Origin of the sequence: Mangrovimonas aestuarii (assembly GCF_028767185.1) — a bacterium.
Lineage (GTDB): Bacteria > Bacteroidota > Bacteroidia > Flavobacteriales > Flavobacteriaceae > Mangrovimonas_B > Mangrovimonas_B aestuarii.
This window is the reverse complement of record NZ_JARACK010000012.1, coordinates 35,989-61,969: the sequence shown is the minus strand read 5'-3', so window position 1 is coordinate 61,969 and position 25,981 is coordinate 35,989. Positions and strand designations below refer to the sequence as shown.

24 protein-coding genes are annotated in these 25,981 nt (G+C 34.6%); 12 read left to right on the top strand and 12 right to left on the bottom strand.

Features of this window, described 5'->3' with window-relative positions; genetic code table 11:
• Positions 1–372 precede the first annotated feature (372 nt).
• Genes PWU04_RS13180 through PWU04_RS13170 form a run of 3 tightly spaced genes read left to right on the top strand, consistent with a single transcriptional unit; the run spans position 373 to position 2,850 of the window.
• The gene (locus tag PWU04_RS13180) at positions 373–822 is read left to right on the top strand and encodes a LexA family protein (RefSeq protein ID WP_274476594.1); all 450 of its coding nucleotides are present in this window, start codon (positions 373–375) and stop codon (positions 820–822) included.
• Positions 822–2,084, top strand: a complete 1,263-nt coding sequence (locus tag PWU04_RS13175) for a Y-family DNA polymerase (protein ID WP_274476593.1) — start codon at positions 822–824, stop codon at positions 2,082–2,084. Before PWU04_RS13180 ends, PWU04_RS13175 begins: the two co-directional genes overlap by 1 nt.
• A 34-nt stretch (positions 2,085–2,118) precedes the next feature.
• Positions 2,119–2,850: an SOS response-associated peptidase gene (locus tag PWU04_RS13170; RefSeq protein ID WP_274476592.1), complete on the top strand. Its 732-nt coding sequence runs from the start codon at positions 2,119–2,121 to the stop codon at positions 2,848–2,850.
• Positions 2,851–3,006: 156 nt separating this feature from the next.
• Here the strand turns inward: PWU04_RS13170 and PWU04_RS13165 are convergent, their stop codons facing one another.
• The 5 genes from PWU04_RS13165 to uvrA all read right to left on the bottom strand — a co-directional run bounded on the left by PWU04_RS13165 (position 3,007) and on the right by uvrA (position 12,132).
• Positions 3,007–3,456, bottom strand: a complete 450-nt coding sequence (locus tag PWU04_RS13165; protein WP_274476591.1) for a hypothetical protein — start codon at positions 3,454–3,456, stop codon at positions 3,007–3,009.
• 167 nt (positions 3,457–3,623) lie between these two features.
• On the bottom strand, positions 3,624–6,269 hold the full coding sequence (locus PWU04_RS13160) for a tetratricopeptide repeat protein (protein WP_274476590.1): 2,646 nt from the start codon (positions 6,267–6,269) through the stop codon (positions 3,624–3,626).
• Positions 6,270–6,508: 239 nt separating this feature from the next.
• Positions 6,509–7,315: a helix-turn-helix domain-containing protein gene (locus PWU04_RS13155; protein WP_274476589.1), complete on the bottom strand. Its 807-nt coding sequence runs from the start codon at positions 7,313–7,315 to the stop codon at positions 6,509–6,511.
• Between the two features lie 9 nt (positions 7,316–7,324).
• A complete protein-coding gene (locus tag PWU04_RS13150) occupies positions 7,325–8,629 on the bottom strand; it encodes a tyrosine-type recombinase/integrase (RefSeq protein ID WP_274476588.1) in 1,305 nt (434 codons plus the stop codon).
• Between the two features lie 716 nt (positions 8,630–9,345).
• Positions 9,346–12,132 carry an excinuclease ABC subunit UvrA gene (gene uvrA / locus PWU04_RS13145; protein ID WP_274476587.1) on the bottom strand — a complete coding sequence of 929 codons (2,787 nt, stop codon included), beginning with the start codon at positions 12,130–12,132 and terminating at the stop codon, positions 9,346–9,348.
• A 359-nt stretch (positions 12,133–12,491) separates the two neighbouring features.
• On the opposite strand from uvrA, the gene PWU04_RS13140 reads away from it, so the two are divergent.
• Positions 12,492–13,076: an RNA polymerase sigma factor gene (locus PWU04_RS13140; protein WP_274476586.1), complete on the top strand. Its 585-nt coding sequence runs from the start codon at positions 12,492–12,494 to the stop codon at positions 13,074–13,076.
• Positions 13,077–13,134: 58 nt separating this feature from the next.
• On the top strand, positions 13,135–13,281 hold the full coding sequence (locus PWU04_RS13135; RefSeq protein WP_274476584.1) for a hypothetical protein: 147 nt from the start codon (positions 13,135–13,137) through the stop codon (positions 13,279–13,281).
• A gap of 28 nt (positions 13,282–13,309) precedes the next feature.
• On the opposite strand, the gene PWU04_RS13130 is transcribed toward PWU04_RS13135, so the two are convergent.
• Positions 13,310–13,972: an endonuclease III domain-containing protein gene (locus PWU04_RS13130; RefSeq protein ID WP_274476583.1), complete on the bottom strand. Its 663-nt coding sequence runs from the start codon at positions 13,970–13,972 to the stop codon at positions 13,310–13,312.
• 34 nt (positions 13,973–14,006) lie between these two features.
• On the opposite strand from PWU04_RS13130, the gene bcp reads away from it, so the two are divergent.
• Entirely contained in the window at positions 14,007–14,462 is a 456-nt protein-coding gene (bcp, locus tag PWU04_RS13125) for a thioredoxin-dependent thiol peroxidase (protein ID WP_274476581.1), read from the top strand.
• A gap of 51 nt (positions 14,463–14,513) precedes the next feature.
• Here bcp and PWU04_RS13120 read toward each other — a convergent pair whose 3' ends face one another.
• Positions 14,514–15,965: a TonB-dependent receptor gene (locus PWU04_RS13120; RefSeq protein ID WP_274476580.1), complete on the bottom strand. Its 1,452-nt coding sequence runs from the start codon at positions 15,963–15,965 to the stop codon at positions 14,514–14,516.
• Positions 15,966–16,070: 105 nt separating this feature from the next.
• Here PWU04_RS13120 and PWU04_RS13115 point away from each other — a divergent pair, with 105 nt between their 5' ends.
• Positions 16,071–16,832, top strand: a complete 762-nt coding sequence (locus tag PWU04_RS13115) for an MBL fold metallo-hydrolase (RefSeq protein WP_274476579.1) — start codon at positions 16,071–16,073, stop codon at positions 16,830–16,832.
• 13 nt (positions 16,833–16,845) lie between these two features.
• Positions 16,846–17,346, top strand: a complete 501-nt coding sequence (locus tag PWU04_RS13110; protein WP_274476578.1) for a hydrolase — start codon at positions 16,846–16,848, stop codon at positions 17,344–17,346.
• A 20-nt stretch (positions 17,347–17,366) separates the two neighbouring features.
• Here the strand turns inward: PWU04_RS13110 and PWU04_RS13105 are convergent, their stop codons facing one another.
• Positions 17,367–17,738 (bottom strand): DNA topoisomerase IV, encoded by a 372-nt coding sequence (locus PWU04_RS13105; protein WP_274476577.1) that lies wholly within the window; start codon positions 17,736–17,738, stop codon positions 17,367–17,369.
• A 36-nt stretch (positions 17,739–17,774) separates the two neighbouring features.
• Positions 17,775–18,203: a helix-turn-helix domain-containing protein gene (locus PWU04_RS13100; RefSeq protein ID WP_274476576.1), complete on the bottom strand. Its 429-nt coding sequence runs from the start codon at positions 18,201–18,203 to the stop codon at positions 17,775–17,777.
• 358 nt (positions 18,204–18,561) lie between these two features.
• Between PWU04_RS13100 and PWU04_RS13095 the strand changes: the two genes are divergently transcribed.
• The 3 genes from PWU04_RS13095 (at position 18,562) to PWU04_RS13085 (ending at position 20,880) form a co-directional block, all read left to right on the top strand.
• A complete protein-coding gene (locus PWU04_RS13095) occupies positions 18,562–19,716 on the top strand; it encodes a M14 family metallopeptidase (RefSeq protein ID WP_274476575.1) in 1,155 nt (384 codons plus the stop codon).
• A 78-nt stretch (positions 19,717–19,794) separates the two neighbouring features.
• Complete coding sequence (locus tag PWU04_RS13090) at positions 19,795–20,274, top strand: Lrp/AsnC family transcriptional regulator (RefSeq protein ID WP_274476574.1); 480 nt, start codon at positions 19,795–19,797, stop codon at positions 20,272–20,274.
• A gap of 81 nt (positions 20,275–20,355) precedes the next feature.
• Positions 20,356–20,880, top strand: coding sequence for a DinB family protein (locus PWU04_RS13085; RefSeq protein WP_274476573.1), 525 nt, complete (start codon positions 20,356–20,358; stop codon positions 20,878–20,880).
• Here the strand turns inward: PWU04_RS13085 and PWU04_RS13080 are convergent, their stop codons facing one another.
• Both PWU04_RS13080 and aroB read right to left on the bottom strand, forming a co-directional pair.
• The gene (locus PWU04_RS13080; protein ID WP_274476572.1) at positions 20,881–21,183 is read right to left on the bottom strand and encodes a hypothetical protein; all 303 of its coding nucleotides are present in this window, start codon (positions 21,181–21,183) and stop codon (positions 20,881–20,883) included.
• Positions 21,184–21,273: 90 nt separating this feature from the next.
• Positions 21,274–22,341: a 3-dehydroquinate synthase gene (gene aroB / locus PWU04_RS13075; RefSeq protein WP_274476571.1), complete on the bottom strand. Its 1,068-nt coding sequence runs from the start codon at positions 22,339–22,341 to the stop codon at positions 21,274–21,276.
• Between the two features lie 105 nt (positions 22,342–22,446).
• Between aroB and PWU04_RS13070 the strand changes: the two genes are divergently transcribed.
• Complete coding sequence (locus PWU04_RS13070; RefSeq protein ID WP_274476570.1) at positions 22,447–23,622, top strand: proline dehydrogenase family protein; 1,176 nt, start codon at positions 22,447–22,449, stop codon at positions 23,620–23,622.
• Here the strand turns inward: PWU04_RS13070 and PWU04_RS13065 are convergent.
• Positions 23,614–25,977 (bottom strand): GumC family protein, encoded by a 2,364-nt coding sequence (locus PWU04_RS13065; RefSeq protein WP_274476569.1) that lies wholly within the window; start codon positions 25,975–25,977, stop codon positions 23,614–23,616. The two genes, PWU04_RS13070 and PWU04_RS13065, sit on opposite strands and share 9 nt — an antisense overlap.
• Positions 25,978–25,981: the final 4 nt, after the last annotated feature.

Below are 25,981 nucleotides of genomic sequence, written 5' to 3'. Positions count from 1 at the left end.
CATGTTCTCGCAACGGTGTTGCAACGGTGAGTCATGTTCTCGCAACGGTGTTGCAACGGTGAGTCATGTTCTCGCAACGGTGTTGCAACGGTGAGTCATGTTCTCGCAACGGTGTTGCAACGGTGAGCCATGCTCTCGCAACGGTGTTGCAACGGTGAGCCATGTTCTCGCAACGGTGTTGCAACGGTGAGTCATGTTCTTGCAACGGTGTTGCAACGGTGAGCCATGCTCTCGCAACGGTGTTGCAACATTGAGTCATGTTATCGCAACGGTATAAGAATGGTGTTGCAATGAAGTATCAAGAGGTGTTGGTTGTGTATATTCTGCTGTAATTTAACAGAAACAAATAAGAACAAAACCTAACTTTGCATTATGCATCTAAGAAGGCTATATAACACCAATTCCATTACCTTTTACAAGGCGGATGTTTCCACCGAACTTGAACTACCCTTTGTTGCAAATGGTATCAGTGCTGGGTTTCCATCACCGGCAGACGATTTCTTGGATATTAACATAGACCTCAACAAGCATCTGGTTAAAAACCCAAGCACTACATTTTACGGCAGGGTAAAGGGCGATTCCATGATAGACGCTGGCATTCATGATGGCGATTTGCTAATCATCGATAAAAGCCTCGAGGCACGTAACAGCAAAATAGCTGTTTGCTTTATTGATGGAGAGTTCACCGTAAAACGGATAAAAATTGAAAAAGATGTCATTTGGTTAGTGGCAGAAAACCAAAACTACAAACCCATCAAGGTAACCAAGGACAACGAATTAATCATTTGGGGTATCGTTACCACAGTTATAAAATCATTCTAATGTTTGCCCTGGTCGATTGCAATAACTTCTACGCTTCTTGTGAACGCGTATTCAATCCGTCATTGAACGGAAAGCCAGTTGTGGTGCTTTCCAATAATGATGGATGTGTAATCGCACGCTCTAACGAGGCTAAGGCATTGGGTGTTCCTATGGGGGCTCCTGCATTCGAGTATGCCAAGTCCTTCAAAGAAAACAACATTCATGTGTTTTCATCTAACTATGCCCTATATGGTGATATGAGCTCAAGGGTAATGAACTTGTTATCTGAGTTCACACCCGAAATCGAAATCTATAGTATTGACGAAGCCTTCTTAAAGTTTGTAGGGTTTGAACTTTACAATCTTCAGGAAATAGGAGAGAAGATGAAGTACCGTGTCACTAAAGGAACGGGCATACCCATTTCAATAGGATTTGCTCCCTCAAAAGCATTGGCCAAGGTAGCCAATAAGATAGCCAAGAAGTTTCCCGAAAGAACTAATAGTGTCTATGTTATCGATAATGAAGAAAAGCGAATTAAGGCCTTAAAATGGCTTCCAATAGAGGATGTTTGGGGAATAGGGAGGAAACATGCCAAACGTCTTAAAAACCGAAATGTGCACAACGCATACCAGTTTACCCTATTGCCAGACGATTGGGTTCGAAAGAATATGTCCGTTATAGGCCTGAGGTTAAAACACGATTTAGAAGGCAAACCAACATTGGATTTAGAACAACCGGCAAACAAAAAAATGATTGCCACCACACGGTCTTTCGAAGGTATGCTCACCCATATAGATGATGTTCAAGAACGTATTTCTACATTCGCTGTTTCTTGTGCCGAAAAACTCCGTAAGCAACAATCCCATTGCAATATGCTTATGGTCTTTCTGCATACCAACGGATTCCGTAAAGACCTACCGCAGTATGGTAGAAACATTGTTCTAAAGACAGCATACCCAACCAATTCTAGTATCGACTTGGTAAAACTTGCCAACCATGCACTCAAATCGATATTCAAGGAAGGTTACCACTATAAAAAAGCAGGAGTTATCGTTATGGGATTGGCACCAGAAGACCAAAAGCAATTCACGTTATTTACTACAGAAAACCCAAAGCACCAACCTGTAATGCATATTGTAGATAGGTTGAACAAAGCCTATGGCAATAACAAAATCAAGTTTGCAAGCCAATCCTTGGGTAGACAATGGATAATGAAACAAGAAAGGCTTTCCCCTCGTTACTCCACCAATATCAATGAAATAATTGAAGTGAAAGCACATTAATTTCTATCTTTAAATAGAAATTAATTTAGCTATTATGTGCTTTCATACTTCACAAACAAAAAAGGTTAAAGAGTTAAAAAACACTTATAAGATAGATATTAGCGATCCTGCATTGGTCGACTATTTTGATAAACCTAGATACCATATGAATGGGTTTTCCCATCCAAATATGTTGGTTATCCCACAAGAAAAGTCGGATGTATTGGCACCAGGCGTGTGGGGGATTGTACCAAATAACAAATCCAAGGATGATATCAAATCTTATTACAAGGAGGCTGTAAAATACGGAGCAGGGTTGAACGCTCAATCAGAAAAGCTGTTTAACCATTTCATCTACCGTGACTCCATAATGGAGAAGAGGTGTGTTATTCCTGTAACAGGCTTCTTTGAACCTCATGAATACGAAAAGAAAAAGTACCCATTCCATATTAAGGATTCCAAGGATGGTGTATTGTCCTTAGCAGGAATCTATACCGTTATCGATACCTTTATCACCTTCACAATCCTCACCAAAAAGGCAAGTCTATTGTTCCAGAAAATTCACAACCTAAGGAAGCGCCAGCCAGTATTATTAAGCCAAGAAGATGCCCATAATTGGCTATCAGTTGATCTCAATCAAAACGACATCACAGAAATTGTAAACGCCAATTACAAAGACGAAACCCTATCCGCTTACACAGTAAGCAAAGATCTGTTCAACCCAAAAATAGATTCAGATATCAATTCTATTTTGGATGAGGTACAATATGAAGGAGTATCAATATAGGATTAATCACTACATTAGTTGTATAATAGTTAGTATGGTTAATACACACCTACGAACTTGATAGCAAAACAAAAACACCAAAGTTATTTTACTTTATGAGAAAATATAACTTTGGTGTATAATTTTCATTTTTTGCAATAAAATATAAGTAGAGGATTAACAACCTCGATAACGTATTGCTAAAAAAGTAATACTTACTGAATAAATGTCTTGAAAAGATCCTGGACAACTTTTTTTGTATTGTCTAATTTCATCTTGATTACAATGAATACCAACAGTTCCAGTAGTCCATTCAAATAATCTTAGACCACTAGTATCAAACCCCTCTACTTTTACCCTTAAGTGATTATGATCACCGCGAGTTTGTTTGTGTTTAGATTTAACATTGGATTGGAATGTAACTTCATCATTTGATTTTACAACTACCATTGCATTAGAAGTTTTGTATGAATTAGCTTCTATATCATCAAACCGGAAAGTCCATCGAGAGATTAATTCCTCATCTTCTATAAGATCTAATTTATCCACAGTGGAGTTACATTTCAATAAGACCTCTTTTTCTTCAATTTCTAGAACGTTCATTTCTTCAACTTCTAAATCTTTCATAATTTATTATTTTAATTATTTATGTTAATGGTTTCGTGTATTAGTAGTTGTGGACTTCTAATCACAAATCTTTCGGTTTTGCATTGCCCTTTATAATATGTTTTTGCTTTGGTTTTAACTCCTAAAGAGCTGTTTCTTAATATTCAACTTTGTTGTGCACTATATTTTTAGATTTGTTTAATGTTAATTGCACAAACACCAGAGTTGTTTTCACCTAGTTCATATGTAACTAATTGACCGTCTTGTAATGATTTCCATTCTACCCAATTAGCTATATCTAAAAAATCATATCTATGAGCGAAAAATCTATCATTTCCAGTTTCTATGAAAACAAAATTATTCGGTTTAGATGTTTTAGATACATTTCCGATTTTCTTCTCACTTTTAGAATCCAAATCTATTAGATGGTCAAGTGAGTCATCTTTAAATTTTTCTTGGTATTTAAGAATTATTTTTTTCTTTAGATCAATCGTTAAATCAATATAGTTATTTGTTTTAAGAATTAATTCTCTTATGTATTCCTTGTTTTCCTCAATAGTTACCACAGGTGTCATTCTAACAAAATGAAGCAATCCAACACTAAAGTTTTTTGCCATTTTATAATCCACTAAAGTACTATCAATACATTCTTCAAATAATTCAAATGCCTTCTTAAAATGACTAATTCCGAGTTCAATATCCGTTTGAATTGTTAAGGCACTTTTTCCTCTTTCGATATAGTACGATATAAGTTCTGTATTTGCAATTCTTAAATTTTTAGAATCTAGTTCCACATTTTCTATTAAGTTGCGTACTACTTTAATCGCTTTACCGAAATCTTGTGCACCATTTAGACATCTCGCAATTAAAAATGCTGTATATGGGTGATTAGGTTTTTGTTCATAAACCTTTTTCGCATATTCAAGAGCACCATCAATGTCCTCTAATTGAAACATTAAAAATTGTGCGTAGTAAAACAAAAGTCTAGGGTTCTCAGGTGCAATCTCCAGACCTAATTGGTAATCTTCATCAGCACTGAGTAAATCACCCTGAGATGCCTTTATAAATGCACCAACTCGATATACCTCAAAGTAATTTGGGTCTATATTTTTCGCCTCTTTAACTTTTAATAAAGCACTATCAAAATCACCATTTCTAGAATGAAATAAAGCTTCTTGCAAAAATTTAGCGCTAATCATTTGATTTTGATTGTCATAGACTAAAGCGTTTAATGCAAACTCATTATATTTTTGTACTTTATTAATTTGTCTAATCCCAATATTTAATTCTTTAGATTTTTTGATGTTATTTTTGATATAAGACTCTTCTATTGGATATTTTTTTGAAAGAAAATCTTTTGCAAAATCGGATATATAATAAATCACTTCCTCGTAATTATTTCCGTCTTCAATTTGTCTAGAAATAAGGGTTGTTTTGAAAAGTTCGATTAAGTATTTTCGAGTGTCTAATGGTTTGTAATTAGATAAATATATAATTTCTGCATTAGTCACTTTTTTTCTTGAAGCTCTTATCGTTTTTAATATGGATATAGCTCCTTCACTTAATTTTTCATAGACATTTGTCAAACAAAAGTCAAGTAAATTTTCTTTATTATTAATTACTTCGTGCGGTGGAATACCAGTTTCAACTGTGCTCACAAACCATTTGATTGCCAAAGGATTAAAATAAAGCTTACTAGATATATCAACCAAAGTTGATTGTGGTAGTTTTATTAATGTATCGCTATTTCTAATCCTTGCAATCTCTCTAATTAATTTAGCTGATTCAGTTTCTGAAAGCCCATTTAATTTTCTAGGATATTCTAATTCGCCAAGCCCAATTCTTGAAGTGATTAAAATGTTACATTTTGTTTGTGCATTTCGTATGAAATCTCTTACTTCTTCACTTTGAATTGTTTCAAGGTTATCTATAATTAGTAGAGTTTTAAAATAGTCCAAATACTCCAAGATTTCATCAAGTTTACTTTCTGTACCAATTGAATCACTTATTTCAGAAATTAATCCAGTGTAATCAGTAATTGTAGTGTATATATCTTCGATTCCTTTTGATGTTAGCATTGTGGTTTTTGCCGATGTCCAAATTATAAGTTCAAATGGACAATCTTCATTCATATCAACAATATCATATGCAACTTTTAAGGCGAGGGCAGTTTTTCCAATTCCTCCATCACCCAAAACTGAAACAACTCTATTAGATAAAACTAATTTTGTTAAGGCTTCAATATCTTGACTACGACCTATGAAACCTGTTTCATCAAAATCAGGAACAGGTAAATTATGGCTGACTTTTGATATTTCTTCATCTAAATGATTTGTAGGGAATTTTAAGGTTAGTACATACGAAGGATCATTATCTATTTTCTCTCTTGTTTCTATTGTCACAGCCCATTCAATTGGGTCAGATTTCTTAAGACTTGAGATAAAATCATATGTGAAAGAGAAATCTCCGCCAAGTAGAGGTCTAGTATGCATTACTCGATTTCTAATTGGTGTTAAATCTGATAATGTTTTGAAATTAGTTTTTATGTATTGAGCAGCCTCTTTTTTTAAAAATTCCTTATTTTGATTTAAGATTGTAAATGTGTCTTGAAAGTCCAAAAATTCAATTACTTCATCAAGATTTTCTAAATGGTTTACTCCTGGATTATCTTTTTGAAATCTTTCAATAACTTTTTTTTCTAATTCAATATTTTTTAAAAAAGCCAAATTTTCAAAATAAGGTGTAATATTTCTTTTGATTGTATTTTTTAAATCTAATTCTACTCCATAAATAAGAGCAGCGAGTGTTAATCTAGTTTCTGTAATTTTTGACATCTACTATTATATTTTTATATCGAGCCTAACTTAGGGCTAAAAACCATTGTTGATAGCCCTGTTATATAGAGTTAAATTTGAACTTTTATTTAGGAATAAAACTAATATTTTTTATTACTAAATAAAAATAATTCCTACTCTATTGGTAGGAATTTGTCAAAAGTACTAGATCTTTAATCAATCAGAAATACGTGTTTATACGTATTTTTTTGAAAGTATTGTTATAGTAAATATGTAGGCTATCTACTCAAAAAATCATCCAGCTTTTCTGTAGCCGATTTCTTTATAGGTTTTTCCTTAGTAACCCATTCAATAAGTTCTTCTCGAATAAAGTATAGTTTATTACCTTTTTTGTGGAATGGAATTTGTTTTCTGTTTACCAAGCCGTATATGGTTTGTTTGGCTTTTCCTAAAAGAGCAGCAGCTTCATTGATGTCTAAAAAGACTTTTTCAGGAGTTCCATTTTGAACCAGAGACTTAAATGTATTCTCTTGTTTCTTGTCTGTTTTCTCAGGAGCAAACAATGCGTTGTCGACAGGTTTACCGTATAGTTTTTCTCTAAATACGATGTTGAGTTTTGTTAGGATTTCATTTCTTCTAAAATAAATCAGTTTGAAATGCTTGAAATTATTAAGAAGATACATGTTCTCATTGAACTCTTGGTTTTGAGTAAATATAACCTTGGCATTGACAAATGCTTCAAGAGCAGCTATATCAATAATGAAGTCTTCGAAACTGATTGTTTTATTGATGTTTTCCTCTACAAAACTTTGATTGAGTTCGTTTTGAATAATAAGCTTGATATCTTGTTTGTTGTAAAAAGATGCCCTATCATTAAAAACTCTAAGTGAGTTAGGGTAGTGGGGTTGAACTTTCGATCTGATTGTATTACATCGCTTTGAAAGCTCTTCAAGACATTTGTTATTAGCAAAATTGAAGGGGCGATATTCTTTGTTGCATTCTATTAGAATCTCTTTAAGATCATTCTCAGTTTCTTTATATATCTCTTTGTAGCAATTTGTGTAGGTTGTATAGTGATTGATCATTTAATGTAATTAAAAGTTCATAAGATTTTTTGCAAATTCCTTTTTGGTATCATCTTCAAACCCTGCAAAGTAGTTTTTGGTTACACTCAGGTTGCTATGGCTTAAAGCTTCGCTGATAAACTCCATAGAAGCCCCTCTTTGAATGGAAAGCGTTGCAAAAGTATGTCGTGCCCAATAGGTTGATATCTTAAAATCAAAGCCATGAGCTTCGGCAAATTTATTGAAGAACAGGTTTATATTACTAATAAAGTTTTTTACTTTTCGCTTTTGCTCAAATACATCGTCTCCTTTTTCAATAATAGGGAATATGTAGTCGTTTTTATTGGTGCGTCCAGTTCTCTTGTATTTCTCAATTACACCTTTGCTGAAATCGTTTAAGTGTACATTGATTTCCTTTAAGTTCCCTCTAGAGGTAGATTTTGTCTTTTCTCTAAAGTACACAATGGTATCCTGTTTTAGGTTCTCAAATTTCAAAAGCAGAATGTCCTTAAAGTTCATTCCGTAAAGCGCGTAGCTTAAAAACCAAAAATCCTTTGCTCGTTGCTGATCCTCATCTTCAGCTTCGGCATGGAAGAGTTTTGTTATCTGTTCACTAGTCAGTGCCTTTTTCTTTTTCTGGGTTGTAGGTATTTGATATTGGTTCTTTGCGCGTCCAAAGGGGTAAATGTCCTTTTTGATATCATTTTCGCTAATAGCATCGTTAAAAACAGTTCTCAATGCTCTTAGGTACATGGATACAGTGGTAAGGGACTTTTCCTCTCTTCTAACCATAAAAATCTCATAGCTATTCAACCAGTTTACGGTAATATCGTAAAAGGTTAAGTCTTTTAAAGCTGCCATAAGTTCTTTGTTTTTGGCCTCTAGTGAATCAAACTTGGTTTTATCCAGAATGAACATTCCCAATGATTTCAAACTGAGCTCATAATTACTAGCGGTTGCAACCTGGCCATTCTTCCTTAACAGATCGATTTTTTGCTTGTAATGATGTATAACACTAATAGATGCATTTTTTGCTCTGAATAATTTCTTTTCAAATGCAGGAAATGTAAATGTGGTTAGGGTAGAGGCTGCTTCTATTGCTCTATTCTCTAATTCATTTAAGAACAGTCTATATTCGTTTTTCTTGCCTTTTAAGTTTAGGTTTTTATCAAAGACATCCTCATAATCTTTCACAGACAAATTGATATCAGTAGGGTACATTTTTGTCTTTTTCGTGAGTGTGGAATATACTCTTAAACGTACTGGATAAACATTTTTTGAATTACGTATTGGGCGTCGTTTATCATGCTTGATTTGGATGGAAAACTGCTTCATTTTAAAATGTTAAAAAATGGTTAAAATGGGTTTTTTAAGGTATCCGTGTACACAAACTTAAGGACAATCCCAGATATAATCAAGGTTTTTGTATTTTTATGTGCACAAAATGTGCACAAAAAGTACATAAAATTATTGTTTTGCGATAATAAATGATGATAAACAATGATAAAATAAAAACTTACATAAATTTTGTAAAGCCTTGTAAATATTGCGTTTTGATAAAATTTGATAAGGAAAAATAATCCTGCAAATATGCCTTCTAAGCAGACGGTCACAGGTTCGAATCCTGTCGCGATAACTGATTTTTCTTACAAAACTCTCGAAAACCACGTATTTCCTATGATTTACGTGGTTTTTTGTTTTTAACAAATTCCATTAAAATTGATAAAATTTGCTATATTATGGTAGTAATTCGGTCTGTGGGAGAATTCAACTTTTTTTTAAGTTTCAACATTTCTCTGCTTCTTCCGAATCATTAGCTATAGTTGATCTGACTTTCGTCTTGACAAATTGTTTAACTATTTTAAAGACGACAACTATGCGTACCGAACACACATTTTCCGTCAGCTTTTGGGCAAAGAACAGTAAATAAAAAACATAGTAGCTAAAAGCAAGACTGTATTGTTAGCTCTCAATTATTATTGACGAGAATTTGTTTTCAAACCCAGATAAATTGTGTCCTGACTTTAATTAAGTCATATCAAGAAAAAACTCTAAATCTTATCCTTTAAAAATGCTGCTGTAAGTGAATTATTTTCCTTTATGATTTCTTCTGGAGTACCTTGAGCAACCAATTGTCCGCCGCGTTTACCTCCTTCAGGTCCTAAATCAATAATATGGTCGGCACACTTGATAAGCTCCAAATTGTGTTCAATAACTATAATTGAATGACCATTGTCTATTAAGGCATTAAATGACTTAAGAAGCTTCTTTATATCATGAAAATGAAGTCCTGTGGTAGGCTCATCAAAAATAAAAAGGGCTTTTTCAGACGACTGTCCCTTTCCTAAAAACGATGCTAGCTTAATTCGCTGCGCCTCCCCACCGGAAAGGGTAGAAGAACTCTGACCTAAGGTAACATAGCCTAAACCTACATCTTGTAATGGCTGAAGTTTGTTCTTTATTTTCTCTTGTTTATGACCATCAAAAAATGCTATGGCATCATCAATGGTCATGTTAAGTACGTCATCAATGCTCTTGTTGCTAAAGGTTACTTCCAGCACTTCTTTTTTAAATCGTTTGCCGTTACAAGTTTCACATTCTAGGTGAACATCGGCCATGAATTGCATTTCAATAGTAACTTCACCTTCACCTTTACAGGTCTCACAGCGACCACCATCCACATTAAATGAGAAATGCTTAGCTTTAAAGTTTCTTATTTTACTAAGTTTCTGACTTGCAAATAGATTTCTAATGTCATCATAAGCTTTTATATAAGTAACTGGATTTGATCTTGATGAGCGTCCGATAGGGTTTTGGTCTACAAATTCAATTTTATTTACATTACTAAATTTGCCATCCAGTTTGGTGAAATGACCGGGTTTATCCCCAAAATCAGTTAATTTTTTTTGAAGGGCAGGATAGAGAATCTTTTTTACCAAAGTACTCTTACCGCTACCTGAAACTCCTGTTACAACAGTTAGTACTCCCAGCGGAAAACTAACATCTATATTCTTTAAGTTGTTTTCACGTGCTCCAATAACATCGATATGGTATTTGTATTCACGACGTATTTCTGGAACTTCTATTTTAAGGGATTCGTTAAGGTATTTAGCCGTTAGTGATTCACTTTGTAGAATAGAATTGTAATCTCCGGTAGCTACAACTTCACCTCCAAGGGAACCTGCTTCTGGACCTATATCAATAATTTCATCTGCAGCTTGCATAATATCTTCATCATGTTCTACTACAATAACCGTGTTGCCTAAGTCGCGCAACGATTTTAAAACAGATATTAAACGCTCTGTATCCTTTGGGTGAAGCCCAATACTGGGTTCGTCTAATATGTACATAGACCCAACTAAACTGCTTCCCAGCGAGGTAGCTAAATTGATGCGTTGACTTTCACCTCCAGACAGTGTATTCGATTTTCGGTTTAAAGTAAGGTAATCAAGCCCAACATTTTCCAGAAATGAAAGACGGTTCTTGATTTCCTTTAAAAGCCTATTGGCTATCTTTTCCTCATATTCGTTAAGTTCAAGAGCATCAAAGTAAACTACCAATTCGTTTAATGGCATTTCAACCAAATCGGTAATGGTAGCGTTGCCAATCTTTACGTAGTTTGCTTCTGGTCGTAAGCGCATACCACCACAGGACTTACAACGTGTTTTCCCTCTATATCTCGATAACATCACGCGATTTTGAATCTTATAGGCTTTGGCTTCAAGCTCGGCAAAAAAGTCATTTAAGCCTTCAAAATATTGATTACCGCTCCAGACAAGTTGTTTTTGTTCTTCACTGAGTTCAAAATAGGGCTTATGGATAGGAAAATCAAATTTATGCGAATTGTTCACTAGTTGATCTCTGTACCAGCTCATGCTTTCTCCGCGCCAAGGGAAAATAGCATTTTCATAAACCGATAATCCCGTATTTGGTATAACCAAATCTTCGTCAATGCCTATTACATCGCCATAGCCCTCACAAGTAGGGCAGGCACCATAGGGATTGTTGAAACTGAACAAATGGATGTTAGGCTCCAAAAAGTTAATTCCATCCACTTCAAACTTGTTGCTGAAATGGTGTAAGGTATGGTCGTGTAAGGTTTCTATATAACACTCACCTTTACCTTCGAAGAAGGCAGCTTCAACAGCGTCGGCTAATCGGTTGTAAAAATCTTCTTCGTGTAGGGTAATTATTCGGTCTACAACCAGATAAATACTCTTGATGGTATCGGTGAAACTTTCTGCTTCTTCAATACGCAAGACAGTGTCGTTAAGCTTTATACGGGCGTAGCCCTGTTGTTGCAATACCTTTAATTTGTCTTCAAATGCACGCCCAGCTTCCAAATAAATAGGAGCGAGTAGAAGCAATTTTTCCCTATCGTTAAATGTTTTTACGTAGTTCACGACATCTGTAGCCGTGTCCTTTTTTACCAGCTTTCCCGATTTTGGGGAATAGGTTTTTCCTATTCTGGCAAACAACAGTTTTAAATAATCGTATATCTCCGTGGTTGTTCCAACTGTAGATCTTGGGTTGGTAGAATTTACTTTTTGTTCTATGGCAATAGCTGGAGCAATTCCCTTAATATAGTCTACCTTTGGTTTATTCAACCTGCCAAGGAACTGTCTGGCATAACTTGATAAACTTTCTACATAACGGCGTTGCCCTTCAGCATATAAAGTATCGAAAGCAAGACTGGATTTCCCTGAACCCGAAAGACCAGTAATCACTACAAGTTTGTTTCTTGGGATAACTACATCTATGTTTTTAAGATTGTGAAGTTTGGCCCCTTTTATAATGATGTTTTCCTTTGGATTGACGTTGGAAATCGCAGTACTCATAGACTATGTTTATCTGTAATCTTGCAAAGATAATAATACTAGACAAGTTTCTAAGTCAACTTATTCTCAATCTGAAGTAACAAATAGACAATATATGGATGAGTTATTCAAATTGCCTCTAGATGGCTGAAGTTCTTTCTGATATGCTATTTTTCATACCCGATAACCGTTATAATATTTAAACTTCAAAATGTTAATTTATCGATTATTTAATCATTAGTTTGCATTATTGATAGGTTTGTTGTTATATTTGATCATATATCAACAAAAACTGTAGCCTATAGCTGTAACATTACTTTTTAGAACATTAAATAACCCCAAAGCAGAGAACTTTGTTCTGTGCACTAAAAGTAATGATTATGCAAAACGAACTTATCAACGACGCTACACTGGTATCTCAGTACATTAGAGGAAACGAAAGTGCTTTGGAAGTACTTATCGAACGCCATAAACACAAAATTTACAGTTTTATTTTTTCAAAGGTTTTCGACCGCGATGTGGCTGAGGATATTTTTCAAGACACTTTTATTAAAGTTATTAAAACCCTTAAAAGAGGATCTTACAATGAAGAGGGGAAGTTCCTGCCTTGGGTAATGCGTATTTCCCATAATTTGGTAATTGATTATTTTAGAAAAAGCAACCGTATGCCTAAGTTTGATAATACGGGTGATTTTAACATCTTTTCAGTAATTAGCGATGGTTCTCTTAATGTTGAAAAACAGATTATTAAAGATCAAGTGGAAAACGATGTTAAACGTCTGATTGATGAACTTCCTGAAGACCAAAAGGAAGTATTAATTATGCGTATTTATAAAGATATGAGTTTTAAGGAAATTTCAGATAAAACTGGAGTGAGTATCAATACGGCTTTAGGACGTATGCGCTATGCTTTGATAAATATGCGCAAGATTATTGAAAAGCATAATATAGTTTTAACCAACTAATACAATATTTAGTGATTTAATACGTTCTGAGAGTATAAAACCATAAATATTTTTTTCAATGGCTAAACTTTACTCTCAAGACCCCAAACAACTTAACAATGGTTTGACCCCTAAAAAGGAAACTGTCAAGTTTCTTTTAGATTATTCTAAAGCCCTACATACAGTAGATAGTGGCGGTCTTAAATTTGATACAATTCTTAACTAAACGGAAAAAGTCCTGAGTGGAGATTCTCTCAGGACTTTTTCTGTTTTTTATAATAGTCATCAATAACTGATTTTCGGCCAATGGTCTTGCTGATTATATCCTTTTCAAGATCCCACCCACGAGCTGGAGAGTATTCCCTTCCATACCAAATAATTTGTAGATGTAAATCGTTCCAGAGCTCTTTGGGGAATAAGCGCTTTGCATCTTTTTCTGTTTGTGTTACGTTCTTACCGTTGCTCAAGTTCCATCGGTACATTAATCTGTGAATATGGGTGTCTACAGGAAAGGCTGGAATTCCAAAGGCTTGTGATAAAACAACAGCAGCTGTTTTATGGCCAACGGCTGGCAAAGCCTCAAGTTCTTCATATGTCATTGGGACTTTTCCACTGTGTTTTTCTATCAGTATTTCAGATAACCCATGAATGCCTTTACTTTTCATAGGGGATAGACCAACTGGTTTAATAATTTCACGTATTTCATCAATACTTAGCTTTGCCATGTCGTAAGGGTTGTCGGCCTTTTCAAATAACAAAGGAGTGATTTGGTTTACTCTTACGTCGGTGCTCTGTGCAGACATGAGTACCGCTATTAATAGGGTATAAGGATCTTTGTGGTCTAAAGGTATAGGTATTTCTGGGTAAAGGTCTTTAAGCGTATGTATTACAAATTCAATTTTTTCTTGTTTGGTCATTGTCCTATTTTTGTAGTTTACAAAATTAAAAAATATGACGAATTTAAAAGTAGGAGACAAGGCCCCTCACTTTTCTGCACTAGATCAAGACGGAAACACAGTGACCTTAAACGATTATAAAGGAAAAAAGCTTGTGCTGTTTTTTTACCCTAAAGCAAGTACACCAGGATGTACAGTAGAGGCATGTAACTTAAGTGATAATTACGAACGTTTTCAAGCTCAGGGATACGATGTATTAGGTGTCAGTGCAGATAGTGCTAAACGGCAAACAAACTTTAAAAATAAAAATAACCTATCTTATAAATTGTTGGCAGACGTTGATAAGACTGTTATAGAAGCTTTCGGTGTTTGGGGACCTAAAAAATTTATGGGCAGGGAATATGATGGTATTCACCGAACTACTTTTATTATTGACGAGAATGGGGTAATAGGAGAAATAATCACCAAGGTTAAAACCAAAACTCATACCGAACAAATTCTAGACAACTAAAAAAAGCGACCTATGTTATAGGTCGCTTTTTTGTATGAATTGATTATTGAATTAATCCTCTCTAAAAATCTCTTCGGCCTCATAACCAAAAAGACTTTTTTCTTTAATTAATTTAGCAATACCACCAGGAAGCATGTTTTCCCAACCTTCTTCACCCTCTGCAATCATTTTAAGTACAGTACGGGAGAAAATACCCAGTGTTTCAGCATCGTAATCAGAAATATCTACAACTTTACCATTGTATTTAAAGAACTTGTAAAGCTCTTTCATACGTGGATGTACTTTAAGGTTTTCACTAGTGGTGAGTGCTCCATCATCATCTTGAAGAGGGTAAAGATATACTCTTAAATCCTTAAAGAAAAGCTTACCAAAGGCCTCCAAAATACCTCCACTTAGATGGCGATAATATTTTTCATCGAATATCTCAACCATATTATTAACTCCCATAGCGAGTCCCATACGGCTTTTAGTGTATTGAGAAAAATACTCAACCAATTTGTAGTATTCCTTGAAGTTAGAGATTAACACCGTTTGTCCTAAAGAACAAAGTAATCGAGCACGGTCCATGAAGTCTTGTTCATCAATCTCTCCTTCAGCTCTTAAATTAGACAAAGTAATTTCGAAAATAACCTTGGTGTTTTCTTCGTCAACCTTATTTTCCTTAATAAACATGTTATAAGACTTCTGAAACATGTCCATATTTACTTTGGTTACCGGTCTAAAACTACCACGAAGCGCAAGTATGTTCTTTTTATAAAGTACACGCGCAGGAAGAACATTGTTTCCATCTGGATCGAACATTACCGCATCGGTCATACCGTTCTTTACAAGCTGCAAACTCATTAATCGGTTGTCTACTTCTTCAAAAGCAGGTCCAGAGAAGTTAACGGTATCTATTTCCAATTGGTCTTTATCCAAATGGTCATAGAGATATCTTAAAAGTTTTTTGGGCTGATTATATTTATAGAAAGCCCCGTAAATTAGGTTAGTTCCTAAAATACCCAACGTTTCCTGCTGTAATCTGGCATCATTTTCCTTAAAGCGAAGGTGAAGGATGATTTCGTTATAATCTTGATCTGGCTCTAATTGATATTTAATTCCAACCCAGCCATGTCCTTTGTATTTCTTGGCAAAATCGATGGTTGCCACAGTATTTGCATAAGTAAAGAAAAGCTTGTTAGGATGCTTGTCTCTTGTAAGACGCTCTTCCATCAAGGCCATTTCATGTTGAAGCATTTTGCGTAAACGGGCCTCCGTTACATAACGACCGTCTTCTTCCATACCATAGATGGCATCACTAAAGTCCTTGTCGTAAGCCGACATGGTTTTGGCAATGGTTCCAGAGGCTCCACCAGCTCTAAAAAACTGTCTTACAGTCTCCTGTCCGGCTCCAATTTCTGCAAAAGTTCCGTAAATATTCTCGTTTAAGTTGATGCGAAGTGCCTTGGTTTTTAATGAGGGTACATCTTCAAATTCCTTGTCTCCTTTAAGAGTAATTTCCATCGTATCTTCTGTGATTGAATCTTTAGTACAAAGGTATCAATTTACCATGTCAAACAAAAAATAAAACCTTATTTTTGTCCCATAATTAGTACAAACTTAACACTTTTGAAAGTCACGTTTTTGGGTACTGGAACATCGCAGGGAATCCCCGTTATAGGGAGTGATCACCCTGTGTGTTTAAGTAACGATTTTAGGGATAAGCGTTTAAGGGTTTCGGTGCTTGTTGAATGGGATGATAACACTTACGTTATTGACTGCGGACCGGATTTCCGTCAGCAGATGTTAAATGTCAATTGCCATAAATTGGATGGCGTTATTTTCACCCACGAACATGCAGATCATACAGCTGGACTAGACGATATTCGTCCGTTTTTTTTTCGTCAGGGAGATATTCCTTTATATGGCCATGAACGTGTAATGAATGCTTTGTCTATTAGGTTTGACTATATTTTTCAAAAGGAAAACAAATACCCAGGAGCGCCTCATGTTGAACCAGTCATTATTAAAAACAAACCTTTTACATTAGATGGGATGGAAGTGATTCCTATTGATGGCGATCACAACGGACTTCAGGTATTTGGCTATCGCTTTGATAAGTTTGCATATCTCACCGATATGAAAACGGTTGCCAAAAAGGAAATTGAAAAATTGAAAGGCGTGAAGGTGTTAGTGATTAATGCGTTAAGAATAAAACCGCATCAATCACATTTTAATTTAGAAGAAGCCCTAGACTTTATAAATAAGGTCAATCCAGAAATAGCATATCTTACCCATATTAGTCATATGCTGGGATTTCACAAAGAAGTGGAAAAACAATTGCCAAAAAATGTACATTTGGCGTTCGATAATCTTAAAATCACAATTTAAAAGACATAATTAGATGAAGAGTAGAATTTTTATGTACCTGTTCATATTTGCAGTATTGTTGGTTGTTTTCCAATATGTGAATTCTAAAAACGTTTTCGAGGATATGGATAAACGCTTAACTGAATGTACAGAGCATACCAATACATATAAGGATTCTATCACGTCACTTGAGGATAAAATTTTCGATTTATCACATTTTGGTATAGAAGGTAATGAAGGCGCTCTAACTTATTTTGAACAAAATGGCTACGATGTTGTAAAGCTAATTCCTTTTATCAAAGATGAACTATACAAATTAAACGAACCAAAAGGAGAACATCCATTGGTACCTTACGCTGCTGGTGAAGGAAGAAAAATGATGATCAATTCCGTTAAGTTATTAAATCATAAATGGATTATAGCCGATTTTAGTGATGGAGTATTTTGGGGTGAAATGTTAGTGAAATACGAAATGACTGAAGAAGGCGTGTTGAAGTTTAACCTTATTGATTCATTTCTTTATCCGTTGGAATAATTAACACCATCAAAAAATAATCACTTCTTTTTAAAAGCAACACCTCTTTGCTTTTTAGTTTCCCCAACATAGGAATACTCAAAAGTATAGGATGAATCGGTTGTGGTTAGAATTTTTAAGTGAATGTCTTTTTTATCGGTCATTCGCTTTGGGTTGATAGTTTTAAAAATAGCCTCGCAATCATTTATCCAACGGACTTGGGCCGAGTCTGTTTTTTTGTTATAGGTTTCTACCTGTATGTTGTCTGTTCGAACAAAATCCGATTTGTAGATAGTTCCATCTATAGTTACTTCACTATAAAATGTCCCGGTTTTAAAATCCTCACAATTGCGTTCAGAATTATAACAACCTAAAAAAAGGAAAACTAAAAGTAGAGTAAGTAACGATTTCATGTGCGTTTGATATATCTGCAAAAGTAAGAAAGAATCCTATGGATTTTCAAAATTCTTAAAACTTCCGTCTGTGTAGAAAATAACAATACGCTCTATCGTCTTTGAAGTTTTTACAGCTTCAGAATTTATTACGGCTGTTACTTCTTCTTTTTTCGTTTTTATTGTTTTTTCCTCTTTTATTTCTGCTTCCGGAGAATCGCGTATTTCGTCCTGAGGGTCATCAAAAAGAGTTTTAGAAGATTTAGGGAAATTACCTTTTCCATTTAGGAGCCAATACAAATCCACTTCGGGGTAGGCCGTCAAGATTTTTAAAACAAATTCTAAACTGGGTTTATTACGTCCAGATAATATATGTGAAATAGATGAACGTTGTACGCCGATGCTTTCCGCAAACGATGATGCCGATTCATTGTAATATTCCATTACTTTCTGCAGGCGTAAAGTGAAATCTTCTGTGTTTACCATTGTAAACAAATGGTTTTGGGTTGTTGTGTTTACAAATGTAATAAATCAAGACTAATTAAACTATAAGGTAGATAAATATAAGCTACATATATTCAATTAACACTTTAGATAAGTATTCGTAAATAACTGATATTCAAGCTTAAGAAATATTATCGTTAAATTATTTATTATCAAGGACTACACCTCTACTGCAAGGTTTATTATTGTTAATTAATCCATTCAAGAGTGCTTACTTATGTAAACATTTAGATAAAATTTTTTGTATACAATTGTAAATTACCCTTTGTTTACATTCGTAAACCTTCTGTTTTAATACTCTAGTTTTCTTGTTACCTTTGTAGCTCCTAATCCTCAAGAAATGGATCAAACGCAATTCCCGGTATTTTCAGAATTCAAAGAAAAATCGTTGTACAGACGATATATTACAAATAGACATATTGAACCACTTCTCCTTCAATTAGGAGATCGCTTTCAGGTGAATATCGAAGAGTACTCTGTTCTTGATGTTCCTATTTATTCTGTAAAAGTCGGTACTGGCCCCATTAAAGTGTTATTGTGGTCACAGATGCACGGCAATGAATCTACTACAACTAAATCTCTTTTTGATGTGTTTAAAGTACTCGCTAGCCAATTGGAGTTTGCAGATACGCTTTTAAGCAACTGTACCTTATATATAGTGCCCATATTAAATCCAGATGGTGCTAAGGCTTATACACGTTTAAATGCTAATGAAGTTGATTTAAACAGAGATTCTAAGGAGCTTTCTCAACCAGAAAGTGCTCTTTTAAGGCGCTTATTTGACGAATTCAAACCTGATTATTGTTTTAACCTTCATGGTCAACGAACAATTTTTAGTGCCGGTAAATCTAATAAACCTGCTACGGTTTCGTTTTTGTCGCCAGCAGAGGATGAAGAGCGAACAGTCACTGCTACTAGGCAAAAAGCAATGGATATAATAGGCGAGATGAATAAATATCTACAAGACTATATTCCTAACCAGGTTGGGGTTTACGACGACACCTTTAATATAAACTGTGTAGGAGATATGTTTCAAAGTTTAGGGGTTCCTACGGTTTTGTTTGAAGCAGGTCATTATTATGACGATTATGTACGGGAGAAAACAAGAGAGTATATCTTCATATCTATGCTTAGTGGACTTCATTATATTGCTACTAAACCACAAATAGGGAATGATTTTGAAAGGTATTTTGATATACCTCAAAATGAAAAGTTGTTTTATGATGTAATCATTAGAAATGCGCTAGTGGAGAAGGATGGTGAATGGATAAACAATGATATAGCAATCCAATTCCGGGAAATTCTTTTGGAAGAACGGATTGAATTTGTGCCAAAAATAGAAAAAATTGGTGGGCTGAATGAATATTTTGGGCATAAGGAAATAAATGCTTCTAATATTAAGGTGTTGACACATAATTATAAATCGGTTTTTGAGGGATACGAAAACGATTTCGTTGTTATTGGTAATGAAGAAAAAGTACTAAAAACCTTGTAATTGTAACGATTCTTTAATAAAAATTAAATTAAAAGTGTTATTTTTGCATAATATTTAAATTTTTAAACTTAATTTTTTATGCCAAAGTTTAAGTTGGACGAAACGGATCATCAAATCCTTGATATGCTGATCGACAACACTAGAATTCCTTTTACTGATATTGCAAAAAAGTTGCAGATTTCTGCTGGAACAGTTCACGTAAGGGTTAAGAAGATGGAAGATGCAGGAATTATTCAAGGGTCTTCCTTAACCTTAGATTACAAAAAATTGGGATACTCTTTTATAGCTTATGTGGGGGTGTTTATACAGAACACGTCACAGACTAAATTTGTTTTAGAGCGAATTAACCAAATCCCTTTTGTTACAGTAGCTCATATTACTACTGGTAAGTTTAATATTTTCTGCAAAATACGAGCTAAAAACACAGAACATGCTAAAGATGTCATTTTTAGCATTGATGATATAGATGGTGTTTACAGAACTGAAACTATGATCTCTCTTGAGGAAAGTATTAATGATAAAAAGAGATTGATGCATTATATTTTTAATGAGCTTTAAATCATTTAAGTGATATAAATTACTTTAAATCCTTTTCATTATTTGAAAAGGATTTTTTATTTTAACTTAAAACACAGTACCATGAAAGCCAATCAATTATCTCAAGAAGAATATGAGCCCTATTATGCCGATTATATAAAAAAATCAGGTGGCATGGAACTGGTTTATGGGCTAAGTAATAGCATAGAAAATTCAATGACGTTCTTAAAGTCAATTCCACAAGATAAACTTGATTTTCGGTATGATCTTGGAAAGTGGACCATTATGGATGTTGTTCAGCACATTATCGATGCAGAACGTGTATTCGCTTACAGGGCATTGTGTTTTGCGCGTGAGGATAAAACATCTTTACCGGGCTTTGATGAAAATAGCTATGCAGAAGTTACCAATGTAAGGGCTAGGCTTTATATAGATATTATTGAAGAATACATTGCGCAACGAAGGTCTACTATTGCGCTGTTTAAGAGTTTTGATGATACTATGCTAATGAGAATGGGGGTTGCTAACAATGCTAAGATGTCTGTTAGGGCTATAGGTTTTGTTGTATTAGGTCATGAAAACCATCATTTTGAGGTGATCAATAAGCGCTACTTAACAGCAAAATAACTATTCTTCTTCGTCAAGATAGCCCTCCTGAACTAAATCTTTGTTTAGAACAACATAACCCATTTCGTCCAATTCTACTTCTTTGTTGTCGTCAAAATTGGTCATGGTGTAGTGTAGTTTACTGCTTACCTTTACCAAATAAATGGTATCATTGGTTTTTACTTCAACAGCTTCCACAATTTGGTTGTGGTGATCGTCAAAGATTATAATATCATCATCATTGTAACCGTCTGGAAACTTATCGGTTAAAAGACGGAGTATTTCAGGTGTTAACTTTCTATAATCAACAATAACACGTTTCATAACTAAAGCTCTTTTAGTGTTGGTAAATAATTTAGTGTAGTTTTTGCTGATATCAACTAGGTTAAAGTTACAAATTTTTTAATTTAAAAATCAGATAGCGTAATAATTAAATGCTTTGATTATCAATCTGTTACTAACCTTTTGATCAAATAAAGGTTTTCCTATATTTTCCAGTAATACAAAGTTTATATTGCCGTAAGTGTTTTTCTTATCATACTTGAGAAGCTCAATGATTTTAATTTGATCTTCTGTGTTAAAATGAATTTTTCCGAAATATTTTTGAAGTGTATTCTTAACTTCATTGCACATTTGCTCAGGGAAACCAAATAATTCTTTAGAAAGGTAACAAGCCAATATCATTCCAACTGCAATTGCTTCGCCGTGAAGCAAACTTTCTTTGTCTGATTCAGTTAAACAATAGGTTTCAATAGCATGTCCCAGTGTATGCCCGAAATTTAAAGTTTTTCTTAAACCTTCCTCTGTAGGGTCTTGTTCTACAATGGTTTTCTTGATTAATATTGATTCGTGGATTAATGAATCTAGGTCTTCAAGTGTTAGTTTAGGTAGGCCGTTTAGCCTATGCCAGCACTGGTAGTTGCTTATTAAAGCATGCTTGAACATTTCAGCTAGTCCTGAACGCATTTCGTTGGTTGGAAGTGTGTTTAAAAACGTCGTATTTATCAAAACCATTTCAGGAGTATTTATTACGCCAATCTGGTTTTTTAACCCATTTAAATCCACTCCAGTTTTACCTCCTATGGAAGCGTCAACCATGGAAAGTAAGGTTGTCGGTACATTAATGTATTTTATTCCGCGTCTAAAAGTAGACGCTACAAATCCCCCCAAATCAGTAATTGTACCTCCGCCTAAATTGATTACCAAACTTTTTCTATCCGCTCCTAATTCAGATAGTGCATTCCATACTCCCATGCAGGTTTCTATGTTCTTGTGGGATTCACCTGCTTCAATTTCAATGATTTCAATAGCTATTTTGGTTTCTATAGTTGCAAGAAACTGAGAAAGACAATATTGATGGGTGTTCTCGTCAACAACAACATATATTTGTGAATGATCACTGTTTTTTAAGTAGCTGTTAATCTCTGTATTGCAGTTTTCGTTAAAATGAATAGGATATGTTTCTGCTTGAATGGTTGTCATGATATCACTGTAATAGGCTGTGAAATTACGCTAATTTTTATAATTGTTATTCACCAATAATAATTGAACAATACCTATATTTGTCGGGTTATAGTAATTCGCTTTATGCCACAGAATAAGATTTTTGAAAATACTGAAATCGCTTTTGCGTTAAAAAGTGATTCTGAGCTCGAAAGAGCTTATTTCTTATTTAAAATGATATCTATTGAGCCAATGGTTAGAATTGGAACTGCTGTTACCAATTTTGCTATTAAGGCACACTTACCTATAGAAGGGTTAATTCGCTCTACTGTGTTCGACCATTTTTGTGGAGGGGTAAACGAAGAGGATTGTTTGCCAGTTATAGATAGAATGTATGAGAAAGGTGTAAGCTCTGTTTTGGATTACTCTGTTGAAGGTAAGGAAAATGAACAGGAGTTTGATGCAGCACTTCATACTACGCTTAAAATCATAAATTTTGCGCAAGAACGAAAAGCAATTCCTATTGCAGTTTTTAAACCTACTGGTTTTGGACGTTTTTACCTTTATGAAAAACTAGGGAGAGGCGAACAGTTAACAGATAAGGAACAAGTTGAGTGGAATAGGGTGGTGGCTCGTTTTGATGCTGTATGTAAAGCCGCAAAAGAAAACAATGTAGCAGTACTTATTGACGGTGAAGAAAGTTGGATGCAGGATGCCGCAGACGACTTGGTTACCAAAATGATGCAAAAATACAACACAGAGAAACCTGTGGTATATAATACACTTCAAATGTATCGCCACGATAGACTTGAGTTTTTAAAGAAAGAACACAAATTAGCTAAAGCTAACGGTTACTATTTGGGTTATAAATTGGTGCGTGGAGCATATATGGAAAAAGAGAATGAACGCGCCTTGAAAATGGGGTATTCTACTCCAATTTGCGAAAGCAAAGAAGCTACCGATATTAATTTTAATGAAGGAGCTAAATATATGATGGACAACCTAGATGATATGGCAATTTTTGTGGGAACTCATAATGAAGAGAGTTGCTATATGATTATGGATATAATGAAGGAGAAAGGTATTGATGTGTCCGATCGACGCATATGGTTTGGACAGTTATACGGAATGAGCGATCATATTAGTTTCAACTTATCAAACTTTGGTTATAATGTAGCCAAATATATACCATTTGGACCTGTAAGAGATGTAATGCCATATCTGATTCGTCGTGCAGAGGAAAATACTTCTGTTGCTGGTCAAACAGGACGTGAATTGAATTTATTGACAAAAGAAAAGAAGAGAAGAAAGTTAAAATAGTTTCCACTTCTTCTTTTTAGGGTTTTTACCATAGCCATAGCCATAGCCATAACCACTTTTAGGTGTAACGGAGTTTATTAGAACAGCTAGGTTAGGCAAACGGCTTTCATTTTGTAGTTTCTCTAAAACATGTAATTGACGTTTATCCATATAGTTTGCACGTACCACATAAACTGTTAAGTCGGCGTGTTTGGCTATCAACAAGGTATCTGTAACCAAACCTACTGCCGCTGTGTCTACAATTATGTAGTCGTAAATACCTTTAACCGAATCAAACAATTTATCAATACGGTGGTTGAGTAATAATTCTGCTGGGTTTGGAGGTATTGGCCCTGAAGGAATAATATCTAAATAGTCGTTGTCTTTTATGTGACTAATTACATTTTCCGGTATTAAATCTGTATTGCTTATATAATCCGTTACGCCATTTTCATTTTTCATATTAAGATAGTTTGTGGCTTTTGGTACACGTATATCAGTTTCTATTAATAAGACTTTTTTTCTGGAAAATGATAATGACAAGGCTAAGTTGATTGAGGTGTGTGATTTGCCTTCTTGGCTGGTGGTAGATGTTATAAAAATAATCCGAGCTCTATCGTTTATGTTTTGAAGCATAAAATCAATGTTTGTTCTAACAATCCTGAACGCTTCTGCTTTAGGAGAATAATCAAACTCTTTAACCAATTGTTGTTTACTAGATACTTTTGGGATATCCCCTAAATAAGGAAGATCAACAAACTGTTTTACATCCTTCATGGTATGTACTTTAGAGTCTAAAATATTCTTGAGGTATATAAAACCTACTGGCACACTCAGGCCGAGTAAAAATGAAGATAGAAGTACAATCATTTTTTTGGGAGTAACGGGTTCCGATGAAGCATAAGCTTGGTCTACTATTTTTGCGTTTGGGGCAGAAACCCCCAGCTTTATTGCAGATTCCTCCCTCTTTTGAAGCAAATAGAGATATAGGGCTTCTTTGATGTCTTGCTGACGTTTTATATCTCTAAATTGTCGTTCTTTTTTTGGCGCAGAATAAATCTGAGAATTAATTCTTGCGCTTTCAGCTTCCAGGTTGTTAAGTGTGATTTCGTTGGAAGTTTTAAAATTGTTTAAGCTCTGCTTGAGGTTCTCTTTAATTGCATTGATTTCATTGTCCAGATTTACTACTGTTGGGTTTTTTTCACTCGAATTTTTCAGAATCCTGTTTCTTTCTAAAACTAGTTGGTTATGCCTTCTTGTTACTTGTTCGACAGATGGGTCTTGGATGCCAATATTTGAGGGGAGTAAGTCTGAAGGTTTGTCGTTGTCGCCCAAATAATTTGACATGTAATCAATAAGCTGGATTTGGTTTGAAGTTTCTATCAAACGAGTCTCATTTTCCTTTTCGGTTTCCAGGAACAAACTGGATTGTGTTTGTAAATCGGTAAGCTTATTAGTTTTCTTTAATGATTCGGCTGTTAAGTCGACAGCTTCTAATTCTTGTGAAACTACCTCTAATCGGTTGTTAATGAAATCGGAAGTTGCCTTAACCACCAACTGCTTGTCGTTAATAACATCTTGATTGTATTTTTCAATAAGTTTATTTAAGAAATCTTCCGCTTTTTCCTTGCAATTGTCGTTGATTGATAACTTAATCACACTTGAAGTTTCCTTGATTTCGGTGATTAATCTTGTTTTATAAGATCCTATTACGTTATTGATAGGTGAGATTTTAATTTCTATGTCACTGCCCGGGGTGCTACCGTATTCCCCAATATTTGGTGTGATAATTACGTTCCCAAAACCAGTAGGAACACTTTCGCCGAAATTGAATAGTACTAAGTTATCATCAATTTTCTTCCCTTGAATTATAGCTCTAGAGGTTTCATTATTGATACCTTGAAAATAGAATTCAGTAGCGGATTTAATTTGGATATTAAAAGTAGTGTCTACTTGCTTTAAGATTGAATCTGGAGTACTGAAAGTTATGTTCAGGGGTGGATTTTTGTAGGCTTCATGCCCCTTAAATCGGCCTTGTACATAAAACTGGATATTTAACTTTAACTCTTCAACAACCTGGCCTATTAAGAAGCGAGATCTTATAACCTCAATTTCATCAACTACGTTGTTTAGGTCTGTTTTGAATAGACCATAGTTTTGAAGTGATGAAATTTCTGGGAGCTTATTATTGGATTCGTCGTCTTTTATTTTAATGGTTGCCGATGCTTTGTATTCGTATGTAGCATAACGTAGATAAAGGAAGCCTAAAACCAATGCTATAATCAATCCTAACAGGATAAATTTCCATTTGGAAAGATATACTTCTATAGACTCTCTTAAATGTTCTTTATTGTTTATTGATTTTTGGGAAGACATACAA

What these genes read in the sequence shown, in the direction of transcription:
- PWU04_RS13165 (WP_274476591.1), bottom strand. Translation starts at nt 3,456, where the DNA reads ATGAAAGATTTAGAAGTTGAAGAAATGAACGTTCTAGAAATTGAAGAA.
- aroB (WP_274476571.1), bottom strand. Translation starts at nt 22,341, where the DNA reads ATGACAACCATTCAAGCAGAAACATATCCTATTCATTTTAACGAAAAC.
- bcp (WP_274476581.1), top strand. Translation starts at nt 14,007, where the DNA reads ATGACGAATTTAAAAGTAGGAGACAAGGCCCCTCACTTTTCTGCACTA.
- uvrA (WP_274476587.1), bottom strand. Translation starts at nt 12,132, where the DNA reads ATGAGTACTGCGATTTCCAACGTCAATCCAAAGGAAAACATCATTATA.
- PWU04_RS13105 (WP_274476577.1), bottom strand. Translation starts at nt 17,738, where the DNA reads ATGAAATCGTTACTTACTCTACTTTTAGTTTTCCTTTTTTTAGGTTGT.
- PWU04_RS13180 (WP_274476594.1), top strand. Translation starts at nt 373, where the DNA reads ATGCATCTAAGAAGGCTATATAACACCAATTCCATTACCTTTTACAAG.
- PWU04_RS13070 (WP_274476570.1), top strand. Translation starts at nt 22,447, where the DNA reads ATGCCACAGAATAAGATTTTTGAAAATACTGAAATCGCTTTTGCGTTA.
- PWU04_RS13065 (WP_274476569.1), bottom strand. Translation starts at nt 25,977, where the DNA reads ATGTCTTCCCAAAAATCAATAAACAATAAAGAACATTTAAGAGAGTCT.
- PWU04_RS13155 (WP_274476589.1), bottom strand. Translation starts at nt 7,315, where the DNA reads ATGATCAATCACTATACAACCTACACAAATTGCTACAAAGAGATATAT.
- PWU04_RS13120 (WP_274476580.1), bottom strand. Translation starts at nt 15,965, where the DNA reads ATGGAAATTACTCTTAAAGGAGACAAGGAATTTGAAGATGTACCCTCA.
- PWU04_RS13100 (WP_274476576.1), bottom strand. Translation starts at nt 18,203, where the DNA reads ATGGTAAACACAGAAGATTTCACTTTACGCCTGCAGAAAGTAATGGAA.
- PWU04_RS13080 (WP_274476572.1), bottom strand. Translation starts at nt 21,183, where the DNA reads ATGAAACGTGTTATTGTTGATTATAGAAAGTTAACACCTGAAATACTC.
- PWU04_RS13160 (WP_274476590.1), bottom strand. Translation starts at nt 6,269, where the DNA reads ATGTCAAAAATTACAGAAACTAGATTAACACTCGCTGCTCTTATTTAT.
- PWU04_RS13175 (WP_274476593.1), top strand. Translation starts at nt 822, where the DNA reads ATGTTTGCCCTGGTCGATTGCAATAACTTCTACGCTTCTTGTGAACGC.
- PWU04_RS13170 (WP_274476592.1), top strand. Translation starts at nt 2,119, where the DNA reads ATGTGCTTTCATACTTCACAAACAAAAAAGGTTAAAGAGTTAAAAAAC.
- PWU04_RS13085 (WP_274476573.1), top strand. Translation starts at nt 20,356, where the DNA reads ATGAAAGCCAATCAATTATCTCAAGAAGAATATGAGCCCTATTATGCC.
- PWU04_RS13135 (WP_274476584.1), top strand. Translation starts at nt 13,135, where the DNA reads ATGGCTAAACTTTACTCTCAAGACCCCAAACAACTTAACAATGGTTTG.
- PWU04_RS13140 (WP_274476586.1), top strand. Translation starts at nt 12,492, where the DNA reads ATGCAAAACGAACTTATCAACGACGCTACACTGGTATCTCAGTACATT.
- PWU04_RS13090 (WP_274476574.1), top strand. Translation starts at nt 19,795, where the DNA reads ATGCCAAAGTTTAAGTTGGACGAAACGGATCATCAAATCCTTGATATG.
- PWU04_RS13130 (WP_274476583.1), bottom strand. Translation starts at nt 13,972, where the DNA reads ATGACCAAACAAGAAAAAATTGAATTTGTAATACATACGCTTAAAGAC.
- PWU04_RS13095 (WP_274476575.1), top strand. Translation starts at nt 18,562, where the DNA reads ATGGATCAAACGCAATTCCCGGTATTTTCAGAATTCAAAGAAAAATCG.
- PWU04_RS13150 (WP_274476588.1), bottom strand. Translation starts at nt 8,629, where the DNA reads ATGAAGCAGTTTTCCATCCAAATCAAGCATGATAAACGACGCCCAATA.
- PWU04_RS13110 (WP_274476578.1), top strand. Translation starts at nt 16,846, where the DNA reads ATGAAGAGTAGAATTTTTATGTACCTGTTCATATTTGCAGTATTGTTG.